The organism is Gammaproteobacteria bacterium, from assembly GCA_009838035.1.
Classification (GTDB): Bacteria; Pseudomonadota; Gammaproteobacteria; order Steroidobacterales; family Foliamicaceae; genus Foliamicus.
The window spans coordinates 158,403-178,559 of record VXSK01000002.1 but is presented as its reverse complement, the minus strand read 5'-3'; the positions used below and the strand labels follow the sequence as shown (position 1 = coordinate 178,559).

Genomic DNA, 20,157 nt, shown 5'->3' with positions numbered 1-20,157 from the left:
TCACCACGGCACGGATTCGCCATGCAGATTCAGGAACATGCCTGTGTCCTCCGGCCCCAGGGCCGTGATGACCTTGATCTGTTTCGCCACGCTGTCTTCAACGCTCCAGGTGGCGGTCCAACCGCCCAATGCCGTTTGCGTCCAGCCCGGCGCCATGGATATGACCCGGATCCCGCGTTCCCTGAGGTCAACCGCAAGACTCATGGCGATCATGTTCAGCGCGGCCTTGCTTGTCCGGTAAGCGTAACTCTGCCCCATGTCGTTGTTTCCGATGGATCCCATGTCTGACGACATCATGACTACCAGTGGCTGGTTGCTCCGCATCAGGGATCCTTCCAGTGCCCGGGTCAGCCGGAATTGAGCGATCACGTTGACGCGCATTATTTCCTCCCAAAGTTCGTAGTCCATGCTGTCGACGCTTTGCCTGTGGGAGTCCTCGGTCCAGCTGCCGCCGTACAAGCCCGCGTTGTTGATCAGGTAATCGATTCGCTGCTCTTCCAGACTCCCTGCAAAGGAGTCGATGGAGTCCCAGTCGTTCATGTCCAGTCGATTGATGTCGAGCAGGGGCGAATGTTGCCTGGACAATTCGGTCAGCGAATCCGCATTGTCCGGGTTGCGGACACCCGCAATCACTTTTTCTCCCATGGCAAGAAGTTGTCTTGCGTAACCAAGGCCGATGCCGCGATTGGCGCCGGTGATCAACCAGGTATTGCTCATCTGTTTCTCCCGATGAAAGTGAGGTTTGCGTCTATTGACGTGAGTCTATTGTTTCCAGAACGGTCTGATTACTGGCCGTTTCCGGAAGCCCGATGTACGGACGGGTGCTGTAGGCTGCATTCAACCGGCTCAGCATCGCGTCGGGAAGCGACATTTCGGCCGCGGCCAGCGCATCCTCGATGTGTTCGAGACGGGTCACTCCGACCACCGGGGTTGTTACGCCCGGCCGGGTCCACAGCCAGGCCAGGGCCGCGCAGGCGGGCTTGATTCCGTATTCGCCCGACACCTCCGCCAACACGTCGAGCACCTCGTCGCGCGGCGCGCCATACAACTGGTCCGCTACGTCGTCCACCCTTGCCCGCGGTGTGGACAAGGGCGCCCGCGGACGCGCCAGCCGGCCGCGCGCGAGCGGACTCCAGGGCAAGACAGCGATACCCTGATCCACGCAGAACGGCAGGAGATCGCGTTCTTCCTCGCGATACAGAAGGTTGTAGTGCGCCTGCACGGACTCGAACTCGGGCCAGCCGTTGGCCCGCGCCGTGAAGTTCATCTTGGCCAGTTGCCAGGCGCGAAGATTGCTCGCCCCCAGGTGGCGCACCTTGCCTTCCCGCACCAGCCGGGCAAGCGCTTCCATCGTTTCTTCCACGGGGGTTTCTTCGTCGTAGAGGTGTATCTGCAGCAGATCGATGGTCTCGATGCCCAATCGCCGCAGCGACGCCTCGCAGGACGCCTTCACGTTACCGGCGGAAAGGCCCATCTCACCCTCTCCGACCGGGAAATAGACCTTGGTTGCGACGATGACGCGCTCGCGCGCCGCGGCCCGGCGCAACGTGCGCCCCAGCACGCGCTCGCTGCGACCCGTGGAGTACACGTTGGCGGTATCGAAAAACGTGAATCCGAGCTCCAGCGCCCGGGCGAGCATATCCAGAGACTCCTGCTCATCGAGGACCCAGGACCGCCAACGGCTGGAGCCGAAACCCATGCAGCCGAGCGCTACCCGCGGCGGGGAGAACGCCATCAGATTTGCTTGCCGAGGACGGGTGAAGTGTTGGCTGAGGTCGAGTCGCCATCGATCAACGGGTCGCCGGTCGGCACGCCCAGTCGAACCTTGCCCGTCGGCGCCATGGACTGATCCCAGTTGAGCTCGATATGCGTGGATATGGCGCGGCAATCACGGTACAGCCTCTGCACGGGATTGGACGCCTTTTGCCCCGTGACGCCCATCATGGCCGCCAGGGAATCCGCCGTGGACGTGCACAGCCGCGATCCGAAGGTCATCAGACGCCGCAGGCGCAGCAGCCGCTCGCCGGCAATCTCCTCGCCTGCCGCGCCGGCGGCATGAAGCACCCTGATGACTTCCTCAAACAGCAACTCCGCGGCGTCCAGCCTTGCGCAGGCTTCCCCGATGCGGACCTGGACCGGCACCTGCGACACGATCGGTTCGCCGAACAGCCTTCCGGTACGTTCTCGAGTTTGCCCGCAATACGACTCCATAGCCCCCCGCGCCGTGCCGAGCAACGGCCCTATGAGCCAGCTTGTCTGATATGGCCAGGTGCGAACCCGGTGTACGTAGCTTTCCGCAATCGCGGCGCCCGGCGGATTCATGCTGGCAAACTCTTCTATGGTCAGCACGCGTCGCGCCGGAACGAGTAGCTGTTCGACCACAACGTCATGGCTTCCGGTACCGCGAAGTCCCTCGACATGCCAGGTGTCCAGAACCTGATACTCCTCCGGCAGGAGTATCGCAAAGTGGGAAATCGGGCCCTCGGGGTTTTCGCGGGCTGTGACCATCACGCCACTGGCCACGTTCACGCCGCTGACGAACGCCCATCGACCCGTCAACTGCCAGTCGGAGCCCTCGCGATGAATCGCGCCGCCGCCGGCGGAGCCGCTCGCCAGCACGGCGTCGTCGCCGGCGCTGGCAAAGAACTCCTCCTGGGCTTCCAGCGGAAACCGGCCCAGGTACATCACGTGGGAAAAGACCAGCGACACCAGCCAGCCGGTCGATCCGCACTCGCGCGCGAGCCGCTCACTCACCGTGAAATGAGGTCCCCAGTCAAGACCGTAGCCTCCAAAGCGTCGCGGTCTGTACAGTTTGTGCAGCCCCGCCTTTCTCAGCGCGTCCACCACCTCGGGGACCGGGTCGCGCAACTCCTCCGCCAGGACGGCATTCGCGCGAACAAGCGGAGCGAGCGAATCGGCGGCCGCTGCCAGCTCGGCCGGCGTCGGTATCGCGGAGTCTATTGACGCCGGAGCATTGTTCTGGGGCATCCTTGGAACCTGACGATAGTCAAGAATGAACGGGGAATAATAGCGCCATGAGCAATGACAACATGAATCGAAGTAGCGAGCCGGCGGATGCCGGGTCGGCCGGAACGTGGTCGGAGAGCGCCTTGAGGACTTTGCACCATCCGTCGCTGAAAGACCGCGTCGTCGTCGTCACCGGCGGCAGCCGGGGCTTCGGCTGGTTCATGGCGAAGGAACTGCTGCGCGCCGGCGCGCGATTGACGCTGACCGGGCGCAACAGCGACACGCTGGCGAGCGTGCTGGGCAAAGCGCAGCACATCGCAGGGGCCGGCCGGTGCATTGCCGTTGCCGGCGACGTTACCCGCCCCGAGGATTGCGCCCGCACCGTGGAAGAAACGCTTCGCGAATTCGGCCGCATCGACGTTCTGATCAACAACGCCGGGCGATCCTACGGAGAGTTTGGAGACAGACTTTCAAAGATCACGGCCTTCCACGACGTCACCGAGCCGCAATTGCGCGCGATCGTGGAGACCAACCTGTTCGGCGTCTTCTTCATGACCCAAGCCGTGATACCGCACATGCTGAAGCGGAAATTCGGCAAGGTGATTTCCATTTCCACCAGCCTGCTCAACATGGTCCGGCCCGGGAATTCCGTCTACGGATCCTCGAAGGCGGCGCTCGAAACGGCGCACCGTTGCTGGGCGGGCGAACTGAAAGGCACCGGCATCGACGTGAATATCCTCTTGCCCGGCGGTCCGTCGGACACCGAGTTGATCACGCCGGCCATGGTGCCGGGCGTTGTCGGTCAGCGAGCCGGCGGCCGCCTGCTGCCCGGCGACATCATCGTGCCGCCGGCCGTGTGGCTATGCACGGACGCTACCAACGGGTTGACCGGGGAAAGGGTGATCGCACGCTTCTGGGACGTGGATCTTCCGCCGGACGAGGCCTTCAGGGGCTGTCTGCAGGAGCACGTGGAAGAGCCGTCGATCATGTAGTGCGGCGGCGCTTAAGACCAGATTTCCGGTTCCGTGCCGAGAGACGGGTCCAGCGAAAAGCTGTTGGCGGGTCGTTCGAGCCCGAGGTTCTCGCGCAGCGTGGTGCCTTCATAGTCGGTACGGAAGAGCCTACGCGCCTGCAGAATCGGCACGACTTCATCGACGAATTCGTCGAGGTTTTCCGGCAGGTAATTCGGTGTAATCGAGAAGCCGTCCGCGGCGCCGGCGCGAAACCATTCTTCGCAGAAATCGGCGATCTGCTCCGGCGTTCCGGCTCGAACCAGGCTTGCGCGCGAAACGACGACACGTCTTGCAAGCTCGCGTATCGTGAGCTTGTCCTCGCGCGCCATCTTCACGATCTGTTCCTGCACCCATTGCCCGCCCTCGGTTTTCGCGATCTCGGGCAAAGGGTCGTCGGGTGAGCAATGCGACAGGTCGGCGCCAATCTGCAATTGCAAGGTCTGAATGGCGAGCGCGTCGGGAATCAGCTCGATCAGTTCCTGCTGCTTGCGCTTGGCTTCCTGTTCCGTTGCCCCCACGATGAACTGGACCGAGGGAATCACCTTGAGCTTTGCAGGATCCCGGCCGAAACCGGCGGCGCGCTGCTTCATGTCGTCGTAGAAAGCCCGCGCGTCATCCAGGTTGTTCTGTGCGGTGAATATCAGATCGGCGGTCCTCGCCGCCAGCGCCCTCCCCGGCGGCGAGCCGCCCGCCTGGACGATGGCGGGGTGTCCTTGGGGCGGCCGGCCAATATTCAGCGGGCCGGCGACCCGGAAGAACTCGCCCTCGTGATCCAGTTGATGGACCCTGTCGGGCGAGAAGTACCGTCCCGCGGCCGCATCACGGATGATGGCGCCGTCTTCCCAACTGTCCCATAGCCGGCGGACGACGTCGACGAACTCCTCGGCGCGCTCGTAGCGCCGGTCATGGTCCATGATCCTGTCGAAGCCGAAATTGCGCGCCTCGATCGAACTCGTCGACGTGACGACGTTCCAGCCCGCGCGGCCCCCCGAAATGTGGTCGAGAGACGCGAAACGGCGGGCGACCGCATACGGTTCGTTGAACGTCGTGGACATCGTTGCGACTAGGCCGATTTGGTGCGTGACCGCGGCAAGCGCGCCCAGCAACGTGCTGGGCTCGAGCTTGCCGGCATAGTCGGTGGCCGCGAAAGCTTCCCTGCCCTTGATGTTGGGGTAGCCCATTGAATCGCCCGAGAAATAGATGTGGAGCTTGCCCTGTTCGGCCTTCTTCGCGAGCCGGGCGAAGTTGCTGAAATCGTGCTGATCGAGCGGGCCTCCCTCCGGATAGCGCCAGCCGCCGGGATGGGAGCCGCTGTTGTGAATGAAAACGGCCAGGATTAGCTGATGCGGGTCCAACATGGTGCGCGAAGTTTATCGTTCCGCGCAGCAACGCGCGCCGGGCGAGTTCGATTTACCGGCGTACCATGTGCAGGCGTGATCGTCCTGTTGGGGAGGCGGAACATCTGATGATCAATCGACGTGACTTCGTTTTGGCGGCCGGCATAAGCGCCCTGGGCGTTGCGGGCCCTGCCCCCGGTGCAGCGCAGGCCGGAGTGGACGTGACGCCACCGGTGGGCCCCTGGGAATCCCGGAACGAGCTGCGCCGCGCCGGCGGCGTTCTGCATTACGCGGCAACGGGACCGGACAACACGGGCAAACCGCCTGTCGTCCTGCTGCACCGGCTGGGAGGCTGGTTGTCCGACTGGCGGCACGTGGCGGCCATTCTGGGCCGGGAGCGGCGCGTCATCGCGTTCGACCTACCCGGTCATGGCGGATCGCAGTGGCAAGGGCCTCCCCCATACGTCCAGACCCTGGGCGAGTCGGCCTCCCTGCTGGTCGGGGCATTCGATGAACTTGAAATCGACAAGGTCGATCTCATAGGCACGTCGCTGGGCGGATGCGTCAGCGTGATCCTCGCGGCGTTCTGGCCTGAGCGGATCAACAGGCTGGCGATCGTATCGTCAGCGTTGGCGCCACGGCGGTCCCTCGATCAAATCCGCGCCCTTATTGACGACGCGCAACGCGATCTGTTCGATGAAAACGGGCTGCCGATCGTCTTCCGGGAAGACATGCTGAACGAAACATTCGGCATCGTCGACACTCACGATATCTACGTCGAAAGCCTCGCCAGCCGGAAAGCGGCCGGGCGCTGGATCCAACCGTCGGAACGAGGCGTCGCCATTACCGATATCGTCGGAACGCTCGCCCGGGTAACGGCCCCGACGCTTATCGCGTATGGAGAAAAGGACCGGGCCTACGGGAAATATCGCGCCGGCGCCGAAGCCGCGCTCCCCGGCGCGACCTTCCTGGAAATCGCGAACTCCGGCGCGTTCGCCATGCAGGAAGAACCCGCCGCACTGGCGCGCGTTCTGAGCGACTTCATCGATTGATTAGTGCTTCGCTACCATATCTCGGGCCTGATACGCAGTTGCGGATCCTTCTCGTATCGGTTTGCCGGTGCTTCAAGGCCCAGATGATCGCGTAGCGTCTCCCCCGCATAGTCCTTGCGGAACAGGCCGCGCGCCTGCAGGATCGGAACTACCTGGTCCACGAAGGTTTCCAGGCCGGATGCCAGGACCGGGGGCGAGATGATGAATCCATCCGCGGCGCCGGCCTCGTACCACTCGGAGAGCAGGTCGGCGACGTCTTCCGCCGTGCCGATCGCCGCGCTGCTCGTTCGTCCCCCTGCGACCTGGTAGGCCAGCTTGCGCACCGTGGCGCCTTCCTGCCCGGCCGCCTCCAGCACCCGGTCCCGCGTGGAACTCTGCACCTCAAGATACTCCGGCGGCAGCGCAGGCAATGGACCCTCGAGATCGTGACCCGTGAGATCGAATCCGCCGAGGAGCGTCTCCAGCTTTTCCAGCGCAATGGGCAGCGGAATGAGTTCATCCAGCTCCTGTTTGAATGCTTGAGCCTCCTCACGGGACCGGCCGATATACGGCGTAATCGCAGGCAAGACCTTGATGGCGTCCTTTGAGCGGCCGAAGGCAGCTGCCCTTTCATGCATTTCCCGGCGAAAGCCAATTGCGCTGTCGATGGCCGGATGGGACGTGAAGATGACTTCGGCGTAGCGGGCGGCGAACGCCTTGCCATCGGCGGATGCACCGGCCTGAACCAGGACCGGATGTCCCTGAGGCGTACGGGGCAGGTTGAGCGGGCCGGCGATCGTGAAGTGCTCTCCGGAGTGATTGACCGCGCTGATCCTCGACGCGTCTGTGTAGCGGCCGCTGTCCTGGTCGGCCAGGAGCGCGCCGGATTGCCAACTGTCCCAGAGCTTGCGCGCCGCATCGACGAATTCTGTTGCGCGTTGATAGCGTTCCGCGTGTCCCATGTGGCGTTCAAGACCATGGTTGTGTGCCTCGTTCTCCATGGTTGAGGTAACGATGTTCCATCCCGCCCGGCCCCGACTGATGTGGTCCAGGGTCGCGAAGCGCCGTGCGGTGGGGTACGGCTCGTTGTAGGTAGTCGACGCGGTCCCGATCAAACCGACCCGCTGCGTCAAGGGTACGGCGGCTGAAAGCAACAGCAGCGGATCGAGTTTCGGCGTTTCCTGACCCTCGAAAGTCTCCGCCGAGCGGGAAGCCGGGTATCCCAGGGAATCCGCAAAGAAGACAGCGTCAAACTTGCCGCGCTCTGCCGTTTGCGCGCACGAAACAAAGTAGTCGACGTTGCACAGCGCGCTGTCGGTCGCGAGCGGGTGGCGCCATCCTGCAATGTGCCCGCCCGTCTGCATGATGAACGCGAGCAGATTCATGCGTAAACTCCTGTACGGTTCGTACTTTGTACCATGCCACGCGAGAATCCCGATGCGTCCGACCAAAGCCTACGCACCCGGCCGTTACGGCCAACTGCACTATCGAATCGTGACTCCCGAAGAGGCTACGCAGCCGCCGTTGCTGTGCCTGCACCAGACACCCAGCAATAGCCGCCAGTGGGAACCTATCCAGCCGTTCCTGGCGAAGGACAGGGTGGTCGTTGCCCCCGACACGCCGGGTTACGGCATGAGCGATCCTCCGCCCGAACCGGTTGAAATCGGCGACTACGCCGAAGCGATGTTCGACTTTATGCAACACCTCGCAAGCCACGGGATCATTGCACCCGGGCCTTTCGACGTGATGGGCTATCACACGGGTTCAATAACCGCCACGGAGATGGCGCGCCGGGACGGGCAGCGGGTTCGGCGCTGCGTATTGTTTGGATTGGCGGCGTACCCGGAGGACATTCGCGCCGAGAGGCTCGACCGGCTGAGCGAGCGTTTTCCGCCGCCGGACCGGACGCTGGCTCATGTCGAAAAACTCTGGTCGCTCATCGGCGAGCTGGCGGACCCCGGAATACCGGCCGAAGAACTCCATGTCGGAATGGCCGACGCATTGCGCCTGGGCAGCCGGCTACCGTGGGGATACGTTGCCGTTTATCGCTACGATTTCCTGGGCGCCATGGCTGAAGTCAGCCAACCGGTGCTTGTTCTCAATCCCGAGGACGATCTGTGGGCCGTGACCCACCAGACCTCCCACCTGTTCAGGAACGGACGGCGTCTCGACATCCCGGGCTTCTCCCACGGTGTCCTTACTCTCCGGCGCGACTATCTCGTCGAGGAGATCGAGCGCTTCCTCAGGCAATAGCGGCAACTTGTCTTCGATCTCCTCACCCACCCAGAGTTGCGGCCGGGAATGCCGGAAGCCCTTGCTCCGCTCGCGCTTGCGAACCAGGGCGACCGCACGCCTGAACGCGGCGCTGTAGTCTCCGTCGGTAAGACTGTCGCGGTAGAACGCTTCGCCGAAATAGGTGTAGTCGCGTCCGTTCTCGCAGCCGAAAGACTCCCGCCGGGCGCTTGCTGCGGTTATGACCATTGTGCGTGGCGACTTCAGGGCTTCGATATAGCCTCCGGAAAAACAGGCGGATACGACCACAACGCGCCATGGCAGATTCGCGCCATCTACGATTTCACCGATGCGCTCGGCGGAAAAGTCCCTCAGACGGAACGGTTTGAAGGACACGTCGAACCGGTGTTTCCTGGAGCCGTGTGAGGTCATGTGCAGGACCAGCAGGTCCTCGGGGCCCATCTTCCGTCCGATTCCGCTGAGCACCGCTGCGAGATTCCTGCCGTTGGCCAGTGGCAGGTCATCGATGGTATTGCGACTGTTGATGAGCATCGCCGTTCGGCCTTCGGCCCCGAGCTGCTCCCGGAATTGCGCCTCGACCAATTTGACCTCATTTTCAAAGACGTCCTGCGCGTCGGACGAGCCAAAGCCTACGAAATAGGTCTCGGCCACGCCTTCTTCGGAGGCGCGAACCTTGTCCAGTGCAAGCTGCACAAGCCCCTCTTGGTTGGAGTAGACGCGCTCGACATCAAACGCCGCCTGCTCCTCCTCGGCAGCGTTCACAGCCGCGGCTTCCGGCTCATGCGAGGCGTCAACACCGGACATGTGCAGCGCGGCCCAAAGAAGGATTGGCAGGCAGCGCATCGAGGTTATTTTCGGATTCATATTCAGGGAGACTAACAGTACCCGCTCGAATAGCCCCCTGCCCGACAGCCTGCTAGCTCGCAGAGACAAAAGCCGCGACCCTTTCGGCCCATTTTCGCGGATCCAGCATCAACGAAAAGGAACCCCCGTCGGAAAAGACTTCGAGGCTGAAGTCGGCGCGCCGGTCGGCGACCTGCCTGTCCTGCTCGTGAAGGCTGTCGCCGCGGTCCGTGAGGATCCGGACGGGCGTGCGAATCCTGTCCAGGTCCGCCGCCATGTCGTTGGCGAAGACGGCGCGGTATGTGGGTGTGTCGAAACCGGCCCACCAGGCGCCCAGCGTTCCCCAGGTCGCCGTAGCCAGCCCGCGGGGAAACGGCGCGCGCGAGTGTATGGCGGAAAAAATGTCCGACAGATGCGATCCGTCCTCGCGCAGGTGGATCTGCGGCGCAGCCTGCGCGAGCCGCTTCGCCCGCTCGGCCTCGTCGTAAACCGGACAGCCGTGCAGCACGACGCAAGCCGTGCGCTCGGCGTGGCGCGCCGCGAACGAAGCGGCTATGGAGGCGCCGGTGTGATGGCCGGCCACCGCAACCTGCTTCACGTCCAGATGGTCGAGGAGATCGACCAGGTTGTCTGCAAGATCGGCGATCGTTACGGAGTCCGGCGGCGGGTCCGACATCCCGTAACCCGGATTGTCCGGCGCGATCGTGTCATGACTCATTTCCGTCAGCATGGGTTGTATGTCGACCCACTCCGCCAGGCCGAACGGCGTCTGGTGCAGCAACAGGATCGTTGGCTTGAGGTCGCTTCCGGACGGTGCACGCAAGTGCCGGTAATGCAAGGCTCCCAGCCGGCACTGCGCATAGCCCTTGCCGCCAGCCAGGGCTGCTGCGCCTTTCCATTTCTCTCCCACGCCCGCGTAACGGGCCTTGTCGGTAGTCACCGTATCTTCTCCCTCCGCCATTGCGGCGCTTATGAGCCTGCCGCGACTGAGCAATGCGCCGCCGACCAGGCCGCCGATGACCGATCTGCGCCGCATCAGAACTCCACCAGCCGCTCTCCGAGCAAACGGCCAAAGACGATGCAAGGCATGACCATCATCCCGCCAACGAACGCATTGCCCTGTAGCTGCCCGGAACCCAGGATCTCCCCGGCGGCGTATAGCCCCGGGATCGGGGCGCCGTCCGGGCGCATGACCTGCAGCTTCTCGTTGACTGCGACGCCCACGGTCGAGGACAGCGATCCGCCTTGCTGGCGGATGGCATAAAACGGCGGCCTGGTGATCGGTGCGGGCAAATGGCGCCGGCCCATCCCATCCCTGCCTTCTGCGACTGACGCATTGAAAGCCGCGACCGTATTCGCGAGGACGTTTCCGGGCACCCCTATGCTCTGGGCGAGCGATTCCAGGCAGTCGGCCTGGCGGAAAGCCTCGCGTCTGTTGAACGACGCCGTCATCTGCTCACGCGACCAGTCATAGACGATCGGCGGCGCCTTGCGGAAGATGCGATCGTCGAAAACGACCCAGTAACGCAAATCCGGCTGTTCCAGCAGCGCGTGTTCGCGGGCATCTATGCTCGGTTCGTCTTCCCGCACGAATCGCTGCCCGTGCATGTTCACATAGATTTCCCAGGGTGGACGCGATTCGGGAAAGGTATTGAGCCGGCCAAGGATCTCCTTGGGGTACGGGCCGTCTTCCAGCAGCCAGCCGAAGTTGGAGAGGTAGTTTTCGCGCCCGCGCAGGTATCCGCCCGCCGCAACCGCGAGATCGTAACCGTCGCCCTGGGCGAACTCATAGGACCCGTTCACGTACAGCCTGTAACCGCATAAGCGCCTGAACATCGCAGGATTGGCCGCGTATCCGCCGCTTGCCAGCACTACGTTCTTCCCTTCAACCGAGGATTCCCTGCCCTCCCCATCGGCGATTTCGACACCTGTCACGACACCCTGACGGTTCTGCAGCAGACCGATCACTCTTGTGCCGGTCAGGACCTTGATCCGGCCGACAGCTTCCTGTTCTCGCGTCGCCTGCTCCAGCACGTCCAGAACGGACCGACCGAAGTTGTTCCCCCAGTAGTAGCGCGGCACCTTGTAACGTTCATGTACGCTTTCGATCGAAGGGCATTGGTCTTGCACATCGAAGCCAAGTTCCATCATCCAGTCGAAGGCTTCCGCGGCGTTGAATATGCTCAGTCTCGCGAGCACTGGATCGATTGTGCCGCGACTGATTCGAATCGCCTCTTCCAGGTGCTGTTCCGGCGAATCCTCGATGCCTTTTTCGGCCTGCAGCCGTGTGCCTGCGGCGCTCACCTGCCCGGAACTCAGGTGCAGCGTCCCACCTATTTTGCCCGCCGCCTCGACAAGCAGTACGCGCCCGCCTCGCTTCGCGGCAAAGGTAGCCGCCGGTAGCCCCGTCGTTCCGGCGCCCACGACGATCATGTCCCATTGGCCGGATTGCAAATTGCTGCTCACGCCATTTCTCCTGCTTGGTGCCGTGCAAACGGTCCTATAGTCCCACGTTCCGGGCGCGGGCCCGGATATAGGCGCTGAACCAGTCCAGATTGCGAAACCGCAGGGCTCCCCGTCCGACGGACACGGAAGCGTGCGCCATGCCCAGGATGAGCCGAAAAGCCTTCGCCAGCAGGAACAGCTCCGAATGCTTGAGTTCCGCTGCCGTGAAGGGACGTACCGATGCGTATCCTCGCTCGAACGCCTCACCGTACACGGGCGGGAAATCGAAGAACAGGTTGCCGAACGTGAAATTCTTCACATCCTGCATGAGGAAGTCCTGCCCCGTGCCGTCAAAATCAAGAAACGTGATCCGGCCGCTCTCTTCCACGTGAACGTTGGCGGCATGAAGATCCCGGTGACACAATCCAAGCGGGACAGTCTCCCGCGGGATCTGCTCCAGGCGCTCGACGATCCGGGGGGCAAGCTTCTCGTAATAGCCGGCATCCTCGGGCCGGTCGTGAAGGAATTCGAGCAGCGGTGGCAGGCTGACCATGAAACTCACCGCATCATCGGTCGACGGCTGCCGGTCGCCGAGGTACTCGATACCCAGCAGATGCATTTCCGCCAACAAGGCGCCGATGCGTTCGGCGGAGCGCTCGTCCAGCGCCTCGCCGAATTTCTGCCCCGGGGCCCAGGAATACATCGCGACGGCGCGCGCTCCCTCGGGTGAGCCAACCTTGAAGTAAAGCTCTCCGTTGCGCGTGCGCAATGGCGTGGACGCCGGGAAGTCTCGTCGGCGCAAGTAATCAAGGAAGTCGAGTTCGACTTTCACGACGTCGACATCGCGCCAGCCTCGCCGCCAAACCCGCATCGCATACCGTGTTTCGCGGTCCTCGATCAGATAGACGTCGTTCATGCCCCTGTACAAGAGGTAAGCCTTGACCGCGCCGTTCAGTGGGTAGTGCCGCACTGCTTCCGCTGCAATCCAGTCCGGGTGCAGCACCGAGTGCGAAACCCGCACATTGGCGAAGTCGTTCATGTCGTTGAAAGGGAATTCACGGCTGATGTCGCCCGAATATCGCTGAATTTGCATTGTGGCATACAATCCAAGCACCTCTTCAGCAGTCTTCGCAATGAACCGAAACCTGTTCCCCGCCCCCGCGCTGCTGGTGCTGCTTTTATCCTCAATTCCCCTTTCCGGAATCGCCGGCGAATATGCCGATCAGCGCCTCACCCTCGAAACGCTGCGGCAAACATATTCCGATCCGGATGGGCAAGTCACGGAAATCGGCGGCGTCGAGGTCTATTACAAGGACCAGGGCGAGGGCCCGGCCATTCTGATGATCCACGGCTCGCGCAGCACGCTGCGCACCTGGGACCGCATTGCGCCGGAACTGGTCGATCGCTACCGGGTGATTCGATACGACCTGCCGCCCCACGGCCTTTCCGGTCCGGTATCGGACGAGGCGGCGGAGCGCCTTGAACCGGCGGGTTTTACCGCCGGGTTGCTGGACCATCTGGGCGTCGATCGGGTGACCTGCGTCGGCGTGTCCAGCGGCGGCACGACCTGTATGTATTTCGCGGCCGCCTACCCCGACAGGGTGAACAGGCTGATCATGTCGAACTCGCCGTCGGACCCGGTCAGAACCGACCATATGACCTTTACGCCCGAATTCGCAAAAGCACTGGAGGAATTCAGGGAAACGGGATTCGAATCAGAACATTTCATAAACGCGTTTCTGGATTACTACAGTGGAGACCCGCGGCGGATTTCCGTGCAGACACGCCGCGAGTACTACGATTTCAATCGACGGGTGACCGAGGCCAATTCGACCGCATTGATCGGAATCGTCGAGGACCACCAGAAAGCCAGGACGGCTATGGCCGGTGTGCGCGCGCCGGCGCTGCTGATCTGGGGTGGCCGCGACGCGCTGCTGATTCCGGCAGCGGCGGGCACGCTGGCCGGCTATCTCGAGAATACCCAGGTGTCGACCGTGTTCATGCCGGACGTGGGCCACTACCCTCCCCTGGAATCCCCCATCAGGTTTGCGCAGATCGTCGCTGCATACGTTGAGGCAGCCACGCCGGTGGATTTCAACTGATAACCGCTGTAGCGGCGCTTATTGCTCGGGAGCCAGGAAACCGGCGATTGCCTTGGCCTTTGACGTGTCGCCGCCGGTTACGGTTGCGATACGACTATCCTGCAACAGACTCGCTGCCTTCGCGACTGCGGCCCGCAGTACCGGCAATTCGCTGTCCGGCTTCAGGAGCAGTACGGGGGCCTTGATGTTTGGCATGCGTTCATAGGCCCGGTACTCGAAGGCCGCGATGTACGGATCCGCGTAGGTGTCGATTGCCTTCAGCACGTCGAGTGCAGCGCGGTGGAGGACCGCCGCTGGCGGCACGGGTCCATCGAGGCGATGCTCCGGATCGCGCATGAACCACGGAAAATGCAGCGCCTGGTCGCGAACGAAGTTGAACGCCCACACGAAATGCCGCCCGAACTCGTCCGGCTCAATGCGCGGCGCGTAGTTCTGGATTATGGCGTTGCGCATGTCGTCCTCGTACTCGATGATGCCGTCGAGTACGACCCGTCGAACCCTGTCCGGGTAGGCTGCAGCGAACTCACAAGCGATCCGCGCTCCGGTATGGGATCCGTACAAGTCCACGCGCTCGAGCGCAAGCTCGTCGATCATGCGGCGTATGCTGTCGGCGAAATAGGCAATGTCGGGGTGATCGATACCGGGTGGCGCCGAGTCGCCATTGCCGAGTGTATCGGGTGCAATCAACGCTGCGTTGCTGCCGGCCTTTCGCAATTCGACCATAAGGCCTTGCATGAACCACGACGATGCCGGCGAAGGGTGAAGCAGCAAGGTAGCCGGTACAGGTAGATCTGCGTCCCTGGCCGGCGCGTCGAGATGCCGCAGATGCACCTGACCCTCGCGCAATGCGACAAACTGGCGTTCAATGTCGTTCACGTGGTCTCCGCTCCGGAGCGTCGTCATAATATGCCAAACAAGCGTCCGGGGAAGGGGGAGCCATGAGCGGAACGACTTCGACAAGGAGGGCCCTGATCTCGGCATCAGGAGCGGGCGCGGCGCTTGCTCTCATGCTCTCGGGCCGCAGCGGCAATGCCGCGCAGGCATTTCCCGAAGGTCAGATCCCCTGGGCGAAGCGGTTCTTCAATCTGTACGCCAACGCGGAGGGCATGGCCGAAATGCGCGAGCTGCCATTACCCCACCCGGGCGCACAACCCCCCTATCAACTCATCCGCCACCCCGCCGCGCGGGTGACCGTCGGATCCATCGCGCCCGGTTTCATGTACGACTGGCACGTAGCCAACCAACCCAACATCCTGATCCCGATATTCGGTACCCTCGTGGTCGAACTGCGCGACGGAAGCCATTACGAGTTTGGCCACGGAGACGTTCTTTTCGCCGAGGACTGTGTCGGCAGCGGCCACAGGTCGGGCGCGGGTTCCGAAGGTCAATTCGGCGTGTCGGTGCAGCTCGACAAGTCCTTGTGCCCGGCGCCGGGCGAATCCAACGTGGACCGGCTGCTGCCCGCCTGAACGTGGCGCAATCCGGAACGCCTAAGACCGGGGCGGGCGACGGCAGCACCGCGGAAGGACCGGGCGGGGCGAAGCTTCCACTGCAAACCAGGCTGGGGTGGGGCCTTGGCTCCATGCCGATCACCATCCTGAACCTGTCGTCGAACGTCCTTTTGTTACGTTTCATGACCGACTCGCTGGGCGTTGCCGCAGCTACCGCGGCGTTCATCTTTGCCGGCGCGAAAGTCTGGGATGCGGTCAGCGACCCCCTCATGGGAGCATTCTCGGACCGTATCTCCACGCGGTGGGGCCGGCGTTTGCCGTGGCTGGCGGCCGGCGGCCTGTTGTGCGCCGTCGCAGTTGCGGCGTTATATACGACTCCTGATATCGGCGAGACGCCCCTGCTGATCTACCTGTCGGCTTGTCTGCTGTTGTTCGCTACTTCGTACACGATGTTCAACATCCCCTACATCGCAATGGCGGTGGAACTGACGCCCAACTATCACGAACGCACCCAGCTCATGTCGTTCCGGGTCGTGTTTTCCTCGTTCGGTTCGTTGATCGGCTTGAGCCTGGGTCCCGCCCTGCTGGCCTGGTGGGGCGCAACCCGGGCAGGTCACGCCAGGATGGCCTGGGTGCTGGCAGGCTTCGCGGCGGTGGCGGTGGTGGTTTGCGTATGGTCGCTTCGTCACGCTCCCCGGACCGTTCAACAACTGCAACAACCGCCGCTCAAGGAGCAACTGAAGTCGGCCCTCGGGAACGTGCCCTTCCTTTGGCTCATGGCGTCCAAGCTGGTGTACTTCCTCGTGCTGGCGATCTCCGTTTCCACCACTGCCTACTTTACGAAACATGTCCTGCAGGTGACCGACGACGTGCTCGGCCTCTACCTGGGCGTCGTGAGCGTTGCGCTTATCCTTTCTCAACCCGCCTGGCTTTTCGTCGCGCGCCGCGTGGGGAAACGGAACGGCTACATGATCGCAGCGGCGCTTTATGGCGCCGCCCATTTTTCCTGGTGGTTTGCCGGGCCTGGCGAGCCCACCGGCCTGATCATCCTGAGGTCGGTTCTCATCGGCGTTGCAGGTGGGGGAACCTTCCTGCTGACCCAGGCGATGCTGCCCGACGCATTGGAATTCGACTACCTGAAGACAGGCCTGCGTCGCGAGGGAGCGTTCACGGGGCTCTACGTTCTCGTGGAAAAACTCTCCGGCGCTCTCGGAGTCGCTTTCCTCGGCGTTTTCCTGGGCGCCATGGGATACATTGAAGCGACGGAAGGCCAACGGGTCGAGCAGACCGAAAGCGCGCTGCTGGGACTCTATATGTGCATAGCGGTTCTGCCGCTTGTGCTGCAGGCGATCAGCATCGGTGCAATCTCACGCTACAACTTGAGCGAACATGAGCTCGAGCGGTTACGGTCTGTTGCAAGAGAACATGAATAAACGCCCCCTCAACCCGATAACCGCCGAACACCGCAACACCTATCGGCGCGAAGGTGTGGTTCACCTTCGCCGGATGTTCGACAGGCAATGGATCGAGCGGTTAAGGCAGGGCGTGGACCGGCTGTTGGAAGATCCCGAGAAATATGGAGTGCCCGGCCCTTCTCACGGCGCGTCGATGGCTTCCGTCTGCTTCATGTGGCGCCAACCGGGAGTATTCCGGGATTTCGCGTTGAATTCACCTGTCGGGGAAGTTGTCGGCCGTGTCATCGGGTCGGACACCATCCGCGTTTATCACGACCACCTTTTCCATAAGCCCCCCGGCTCCACCAAGGTGATGGTCTGGCACTGTGACGAGACCGCCTGGCCGGTTACGGGCGAGATGGCCCCCAACATCTGGATTGCGTTGACCCCCGTGGACCGTCACAACGGGCGTGTCGAATATGTCGCCGGTTTTCATCGGCACTGCGTGGACAACAACCTGCATTTCGGGTTTGCTCCCGACCAGGCCGACGGGCTCTGCCCCGACTTCGAGACGGAACGGGACAATCCGGATTTTCGGTTCCGGTTCGTCTCCTTCGACATGGAACCCGGCGACGCGGTCGTTTTTCATCCCTCCACGCCTCATTTCTCAAGGGGGAATTACTCAAGGACCAGGCCGCGCACCGGATTGGCGGTACGCGTCTTCGGAGACGACGTGCGCTGGTATCCGGCCGCCCACAAGGCCGCCATACCCGGCGTGGACAGCCTGCCGGAAGGCGAGGCGCCGTCGGGGGAGTTCTTCCCGGTCATCTGGCAGCGGGGCAACAGCAAAGAGTTTGCGGAGTAACGGCAAATTGAGTCTCCGCCCGGCGTTAGTTGGCCGGAACCGTGTAATACTAGGAACCGTGGGACGGAGAATCGGGAGGAGATCGCCATGTCCAAGACACTGATTCGCACCGGGTTATTCGCGCTTTGCGCAGTTGTAACCGGGAGCCTGCTCTTGCCCCAATCCAGGGCCCTCGCTCAGGGCGTGGCCCTTGAGGAGATCGTGGTCACGGCGCGAAAACGCGAGGAGGCCCTGGTGGACATCCCGTTTGCGGTTTCGGCGTTTTCCGAGGAGGAGCTGAACGCGGCCAACCTCAAGAACTTCGTCGACGTGCAGCTGTTCACTCCGGGGCTGACGTATCAGCAGGCCACGGCCAACCGCGCGGACCGTGGCGTGCCGAACATCGTCATCCGCGGGCTCAACATCAATGCGTTTTCCGGCTCTTCGGTCGCGGCGTTGTTTTTTGTCGACGGCGCGCCCGTGCTCGGCGGCGAAGTGGGCAGCTTCGTGGATGTCATTCGCGTGGAAGTGCTGCGGGGTCCCCAGACGGCCTACTTCGGACGCAACACCTTCTCCGGAGCCGTCAACCTGGTGACCAAGGACCCCGGCGAGGAATTCGGCGGCTCGGTGGGGCTGGACCTCGATCGTTTCGGCTCCGCGGACCTGCAATTCTCCGTTGAAGGGCCCATTATCGAAGACCGCTTGAGTGCTCGCCTCAGCGTCAGGAACAACAAGAAGGGAGGTCACTACAAGAACAACCGCACGGGAGCGCGCGAAATCGGCGACGAGGAAACCCGGTCGCTGGTCGCAACCATCCTGGCCACGCCCACCGACACGCTTCGGTTCAAGCTGCGCCTTGAAGACATCGAGATCAACGACGGGCCCCAGCCCTCGTTCCGTTTTCCGAGCAGTTTCGCGAACTGCGATCCGGACGGCAACGGGAGCATGACTTACCGTTGCGGACTGGCCCCCGATGTGAGCGTCGCCGAGGCCATGGTGGGCCACAATGATGCGTTTGCTCCCGGCTACCTGGCCCGCGGCGACTACATCCAGGACGTGGTCGCGGCCTTCTCCCTGTATTCCGATTCCTCGCCGAGGCAGATCGACGGCGAGGGCGTGTTCATCGAAAAGATGGGGCTGGCCAAGCGCGTTTCGGGCGCTACTTTCTCCGCTGTGGCGGATTTGCCCGGCGGTATGAGCCTTGACTGGATCAGCGGCTTCAACGAAACCAAGTCGATGATCGTCAGCGACGAGAACACGCTTCCAAGGGCCCCCTTCTCGCCGATCGCCGACACCTTCCTGGTTGAACGATGGTCAAAGAACTCCTCACACGAGGCGCGGCTTTCCTCGCCGGGCGAGGGGCGCTTGCGCTGGACTGCCGGCGCCAACTACGTCAACAGTGAAGACGTGTCTTCCTGTGTGGCAGGGTGGTTTTTTGCTCCGCGCGGGTTTACTTGCCGGCCGATACTTGAGAGCTCGACGACGGGCGCCTTCGGAGGCGTCTACTACGATGTCACCGAAAAGTTGACGGTCAGCGCCGAAACGCGGTATCAGAGCGACGAGGTGAAGGTGGAGTCCGGGGGACTTGAGGCGGAATTCAATGATGTGGGCGGCCGCGTGACGGTCGAATACCGGACCGCCGACGATCTCATGGTTTTCGCCAACTTTTCGCGCGGCTTCCGCCCCGGGACATTCAACTCCATCGTGGTCACGCTCTCCCCCACCGAAGCGGCCAGCCTGCAGCGGAACTCCGGTGCGCAACTTGACGTCGAACCGGAAACGCTGGACCAGTTCGAGTTGGGCGTGAAGGGCACGCTGCTGGACGGAAGGCTGCAGGGATCGCTGATCGGCTATTGGGGAGAGATCACGGACCAGCAGGTCCAGCAGGTAGGCTTCTTTACCGACGACGAGACCGGGCTTCTGTCAGGTGTGGGTATTCTCTCCAATGTCGGCCTGCTCGACATGAACGGCATGGAGATTGAGGCCCGCTTTCAACTCACGGAGCATTGGCTTCTGACCGGCGCCTTCGCCCGCAACAGCACCGAGTTTGTGAAAGGCATCTGCAACCCGTGCGTCAGCAATGGCGCCACGGCGAACAACACGGACCACCTGGGCAACCAGACGCAACAGACGCCGGAGTTCAGCGGTTCGGCCACGGCCACCTACACGCGGCCGGTGTTCGGGGGCCGCATGGACGGGTTCGTTCGCGGCGAGTACGTGTATGAATCCACCAAGTACGCTACCGAAGCGAACGTGTTCGAGACCGGCGACCGGAACCTCGTGAACCTGCGCCTTGGCGTGGAGGCCGAGAGCTACCGGGTGGAGGCGTATGTCACCAACCTGTTGGACGACGATACCTACCTCTACGTGGCGCTCAACACCGATCTGGACACGTTCACACGCGCCTTCGTGTCGGCACTTCCGCACAAGCGCGCCATTGGCGTAAGGGGCACCTACCGGTTCTGACCATCAGCCGG

General features: G+C 62.7%; 17 protein-coding genes. 7 read left to right on the top strand and 10 right to left on the bottom strand.

The window, feature by feature from the left end; all coding sequences use genetic code 11:
- Genes F4Y72_00820 through F4Y72_00810 form a run of 3 tightly spaced genes read right to left on the bottom strand, consistent with a single transcriptional unit; the run spans position 1 to position 2,988 of the window.
- Complete coding sequence (locus F4Y72_00820; GenBank protein MXZ26829.1) at positions 1–717, bottom strand: SDR family oxidoreductase; 717 nt, start codon at positions 715–717, stop codon at positions 1–3.
- A gap of 31 nt (positions 718–748) precedes the next feature.
- Positions 749–1,735 (bottom strand): aldo/keto reductase, encoded by a 987-nt coding sequence (locus F4Y72_00815; protein MXZ26828.1) that lies wholly within the window; start codon positions 1,733–1,735, stop codon positions 749–751.
- Entirely contained in the window at positions 1,735–2,988 is a 1,254-nt protein-coding gene (locus F4Y72_00810; protein ID MXZ26827.1) for a hypothetical protein, read from the bottom strand. Before F4Y72_00810 ends, F4Y72_00815 begins: the two co-directional genes overlap by 1 nt.
- Before the next feature lie 47 nt (positions 2,989–3,035).
- Here F4Y72_00810 and F4Y72_00805 point away from each other — a divergent pair, with 47 nt between their 5' ends.
- The gene (locus tag F4Y72_00805) at positions 3,036–3,959 is read left to right on the top strand and encodes an SDR family oxidoreductase (protein MXZ26826.1); all 924 of its coding nucleotides are present in this window, start codon (positions 3,036–3,038) and stop codon (positions 3,957–3,959) included.
- An 11-nt stretch (positions 3,960–3,970) separates the two neighbouring features.
- On the opposite strand, the gene F4Y72_00800 is transcribed toward F4Y72_00805, so the two are convergent.
- A complete protein-coding gene (locus tag F4Y72_00800; GenBank protein MXZ26825.1) occupies positions 3,971–5,338 on the bottom strand; it encodes an LLM class flavin-dependent oxidoreductase in 1,368 nt (455 codons plus the stop codon).
- A gap of 65 nt (positions 5,339–5,403) precedes the next feature.
- On the opposite strand from F4Y72_00800, the gene F4Y72_00795 reads away from it, so the two are divergent.
- Positions 5,404–6,369, top strand: coding sequence for an alpha/beta hydrolase (locus tag F4Y72_00795; protein MXZ26824.1), 966 nt, complete (start codon positions 5,404–5,406; stop codon positions 6,367–6,369).
- An 11-nt stretch (positions 6,370–6,380) separates the two neighbouring features.
- Here the strand turns inward: F4Y72_00795 and F4Y72_00790 are convergent, their stop codons facing one another.
- Positions 6,381–7,733 carry an LLM class flavin-dependent oxidoreductase gene (locus F4Y72_00790; protein ID MXZ26823.1) on the bottom strand — a complete coding sequence of 451 codons (1,353 nt, stop codon included), beginning with the start codon at positions 7,731–7,733 and terminating at the stop codon, positions 6,381–6,383.
- A gap of 52 nt (positions 7,734–7,785) precedes the next feature.
- Between F4Y72_00790 and F4Y72_00785 the strand changes: the two genes are divergently transcribed.
- Positions 7,786–8,601, top strand: coding sequence for an alpha/beta hydrolase (locus F4Y72_00785; GenBank protein ID MXZ26822.1), 816 nt, complete (start codon positions 7,786–7,788; stop codon positions 8,599–8,601).
- Here the strand turns inward: F4Y72_00785 and F4Y72_00780 are convergent.
- From F4Y72_00780 to F4Y72_00765, 4 genes are read right to left on the bottom strand one after another with little or no spacing between them, the layout of a single operon-like run.
- Positions 8,368–9,465 carry a hypothetical protein gene (locus tag F4Y72_00780; GenBank protein ID MXZ26821.1) on the bottom strand — a complete coding sequence of 366 codons (1,098 nt, stop codon included), beginning with the start codon at positions 9,463–9,465 and terminating at the stop codon, positions 8,368–8,370. The two genes, F4Y72_00785 and F4Y72_00780, sit on opposite strands and share 234 nt — an antisense overlap.
- A gap of 52 nt (positions 9,466–9,517) precedes the next feature.
- Entirely contained in the window at positions 9,518–10,480 is a 963-nt protein-coding gene (locus F4Y72_00775; protein MXZ26820.1) for an alpha/beta fold hydrolase, read from the bottom strand.
- Complete coding sequence (locus F4Y72_00770) at positions 10,480–11,910, bottom strand: FAD-dependent oxidoreductase (GenBank protein MXZ26819.1); 1,431 nt, start codon at positions 11,908–11,910, stop codon at positions 10,480–10,482. Before F4Y72_00770 ends, F4Y72_00775 begins: the two co-directional genes overlap by 1 nt.
- A 34-nt stretch (positions 11,911–11,944) precedes the next feature.
- Entirely contained in the window at positions 11,945–12,928 is a 984-nt protein-coding gene (locus F4Y72_00765) for a phosphotransferase (protein MXZ26818.1), read from the bottom strand.
- Positions 12,929–13,022: 94 nt separating this feature from the next.
- On the opposite strand from F4Y72_00765, the gene F4Y72_00760 reads away from it, so the two are divergent.
- Complete coding sequence (locus F4Y72_00760; protein MXZ26817.1) at positions 13,023–13,991, top strand: alpha/beta hydrolase; 969 nt, start codon at positions 13,023–13,025, stop codon at positions 13,989–13,991.
- 18 nt (positions 13,992–14,009) lie between these two features.
- Here F4Y72_00760 and F4Y72_00755 read toward each other — a convergent pair whose 3' ends face one another.
- Positions 14,010–14,894, bottom strand: a complete 885-nt coding sequence (locus tag F4Y72_00755) for an alpha/beta hydrolase (GenBank protein MXZ26816.1) — start codon at positions 14,892–14,894, stop codon at positions 14,010–14,012.
- On the opposite strand from F4Y72_00755, the gene F4Y72_00750 reads away from it, so the two are divergent.
- The 3 genes from F4Y72_00750 to F4Y72_00740 all read left to right on the top strand — a co-directional run bounded on the left by F4Y72_00750 (position 14,857) and on the right by F4Y72_00740 (position 20,146).
- Positions 14,857–16,875: an MFS transporter gene (locus F4Y72_00750; protein MXZ26815.1), complete on the top strand. Its 2,019-nt coding sequence runs from the start codon at positions 14,857–14,859 to the stop codon at positions 16,873–16,875. The genes F4Y72_00755 and F4Y72_00750 overlap by 38 nt on opposite strands.
- The gene (locus tag F4Y72_00745) at positions 16,832–17,701 is read left to right on the top strand and encodes a phytanoyl-CoA dioxygenase family protein (protein ID MXZ26814.1); all 870 of its coding nucleotides are present in this window, start codon (positions 16,832–16,834) and stop codon (positions 17,699–17,701) included. Before F4Y72_00750 ends, F4Y72_00745 begins: the two co-directional genes overlap by 44 nt.
- Before the next feature lie 87 nt (positions 17,702–17,788).
- Positions 17,789–20,146 carry a TonB-dependent receptor gene (locus tag F4Y72_00740; protein ID MXZ26813.1) on the top strand — a complete coding sequence of 786 codons (2,358 nt, stop codon included), beginning with the start codon at positions 17,789–17,791 and terminating at the stop codon, positions 20,144–20,146.
- The last annotated feature ends 11 nt before the right edge of the window (positions 20,147–20,157 follow it).

Coding starts and splice junctions, on each gene's coding strand:
- F4Y72_00780 (MXZ26821.1), bottom strand. CDS start 9,465: ATGAATCCGAAAATAACCTCGATGCGCTGCCTGCCAATCCTTCTTTGG.
- F4Y72_00805 (MXZ26826.1), top strand. CDS start 3,036: ATGAGCAATGACAACATGAATCGAAGTAGCGAGCCGGCGGATGCCGGG.
- F4Y72_00745 (MXZ26814.1), top strand. CDS start 16,832: ATGAGCTCGAGCGGTTACGGTCTGTTGCAAGAGAACATGAATAAACGC.
- F4Y72_00820 (MXZ26829.1), bottom strand. CDS start 717: ATGAGCAATACCTGGTTGATCACCGGCGCCAATCGCGGCATCGGCCTT.
- F4Y72_00790 (MXZ26823.1), bottom strand. CDS start 7,733: ATGAATCTGCTCGCGTTCATCATGCAGACGGGCGGGCACATTGCAGGA.
- F4Y72_00750 (MXZ26815.1), top strand. CDS start 14,857: ATGTCGTTCACGTGGTCTCCGCTCCGGAGCGTCGTCATAATATGCCAA.
- F4Y72_00810 (MXZ26827.1), bottom strand. CDS start 2,988: ATGCCCCAGAACAATGCTCCGGCGTCAATAGACTCCGCGATACCGACG.
- F4Y72_00815 (MXZ26828.1), bottom strand. CDS start 1,735: ATGGCGTTCTCCCCGCCGCGGGTAGCGCTCGGCTGCATGGGTTTCGGC.
- F4Y72_00775 (MXZ26820.1), bottom strand. CDS start 10,480: ATGCGGCGCAGATCGGTCATCGGCGGCCTGGTCGGCGGCGCATTGCTC.
- F4Y72_00795 (MXZ26824.1), top strand. CDS start 5,404: ATGTGCAGGCGTGATCGTCCTGTTGGGGAGGCGGAACATCTGATGATC.
- F4Y72_00760 (MXZ26817.1), top strand. CDS start 13,023: ATGAACCGAAACCTGTTCCCCGCCCCCGCGCTGCTGGTGCTGCTTTTA.
- F4Y72_00755 (MXZ26816.1), bottom strand. CDS start 14,894: ATGACGACGCTCCGGAGCGGAGACCACGTGAACGACATTGAACGCCAG.
- F4Y72_00765 (MXZ26818.1), bottom strand. CDS start 12,928: ATGAACGACTTCGCCAATGTGCGGGTTTCGCACTCGGTGCTGCACCCG.
- F4Y72_00800 (MXZ26825.1), bottom strand. CDS start 5,338: ATGTTGGACCCGCATCAGCTAATCCTGGCCGTTTTCATTCACAACAGC.
- F4Y72_00785 (MXZ26822.1), top strand. CDS start 7,786: ATGCGTCCGACCAAAGCCTACGCACCCGGCCGTTACGGCCAACTGCAC.
- F4Y72_00740 (MXZ26813.1), top strand. CDS start 17,789: ATGTCCAAGACACTGATTCGCACCGGGTTATTCGCGCTTTGCGCAGTT.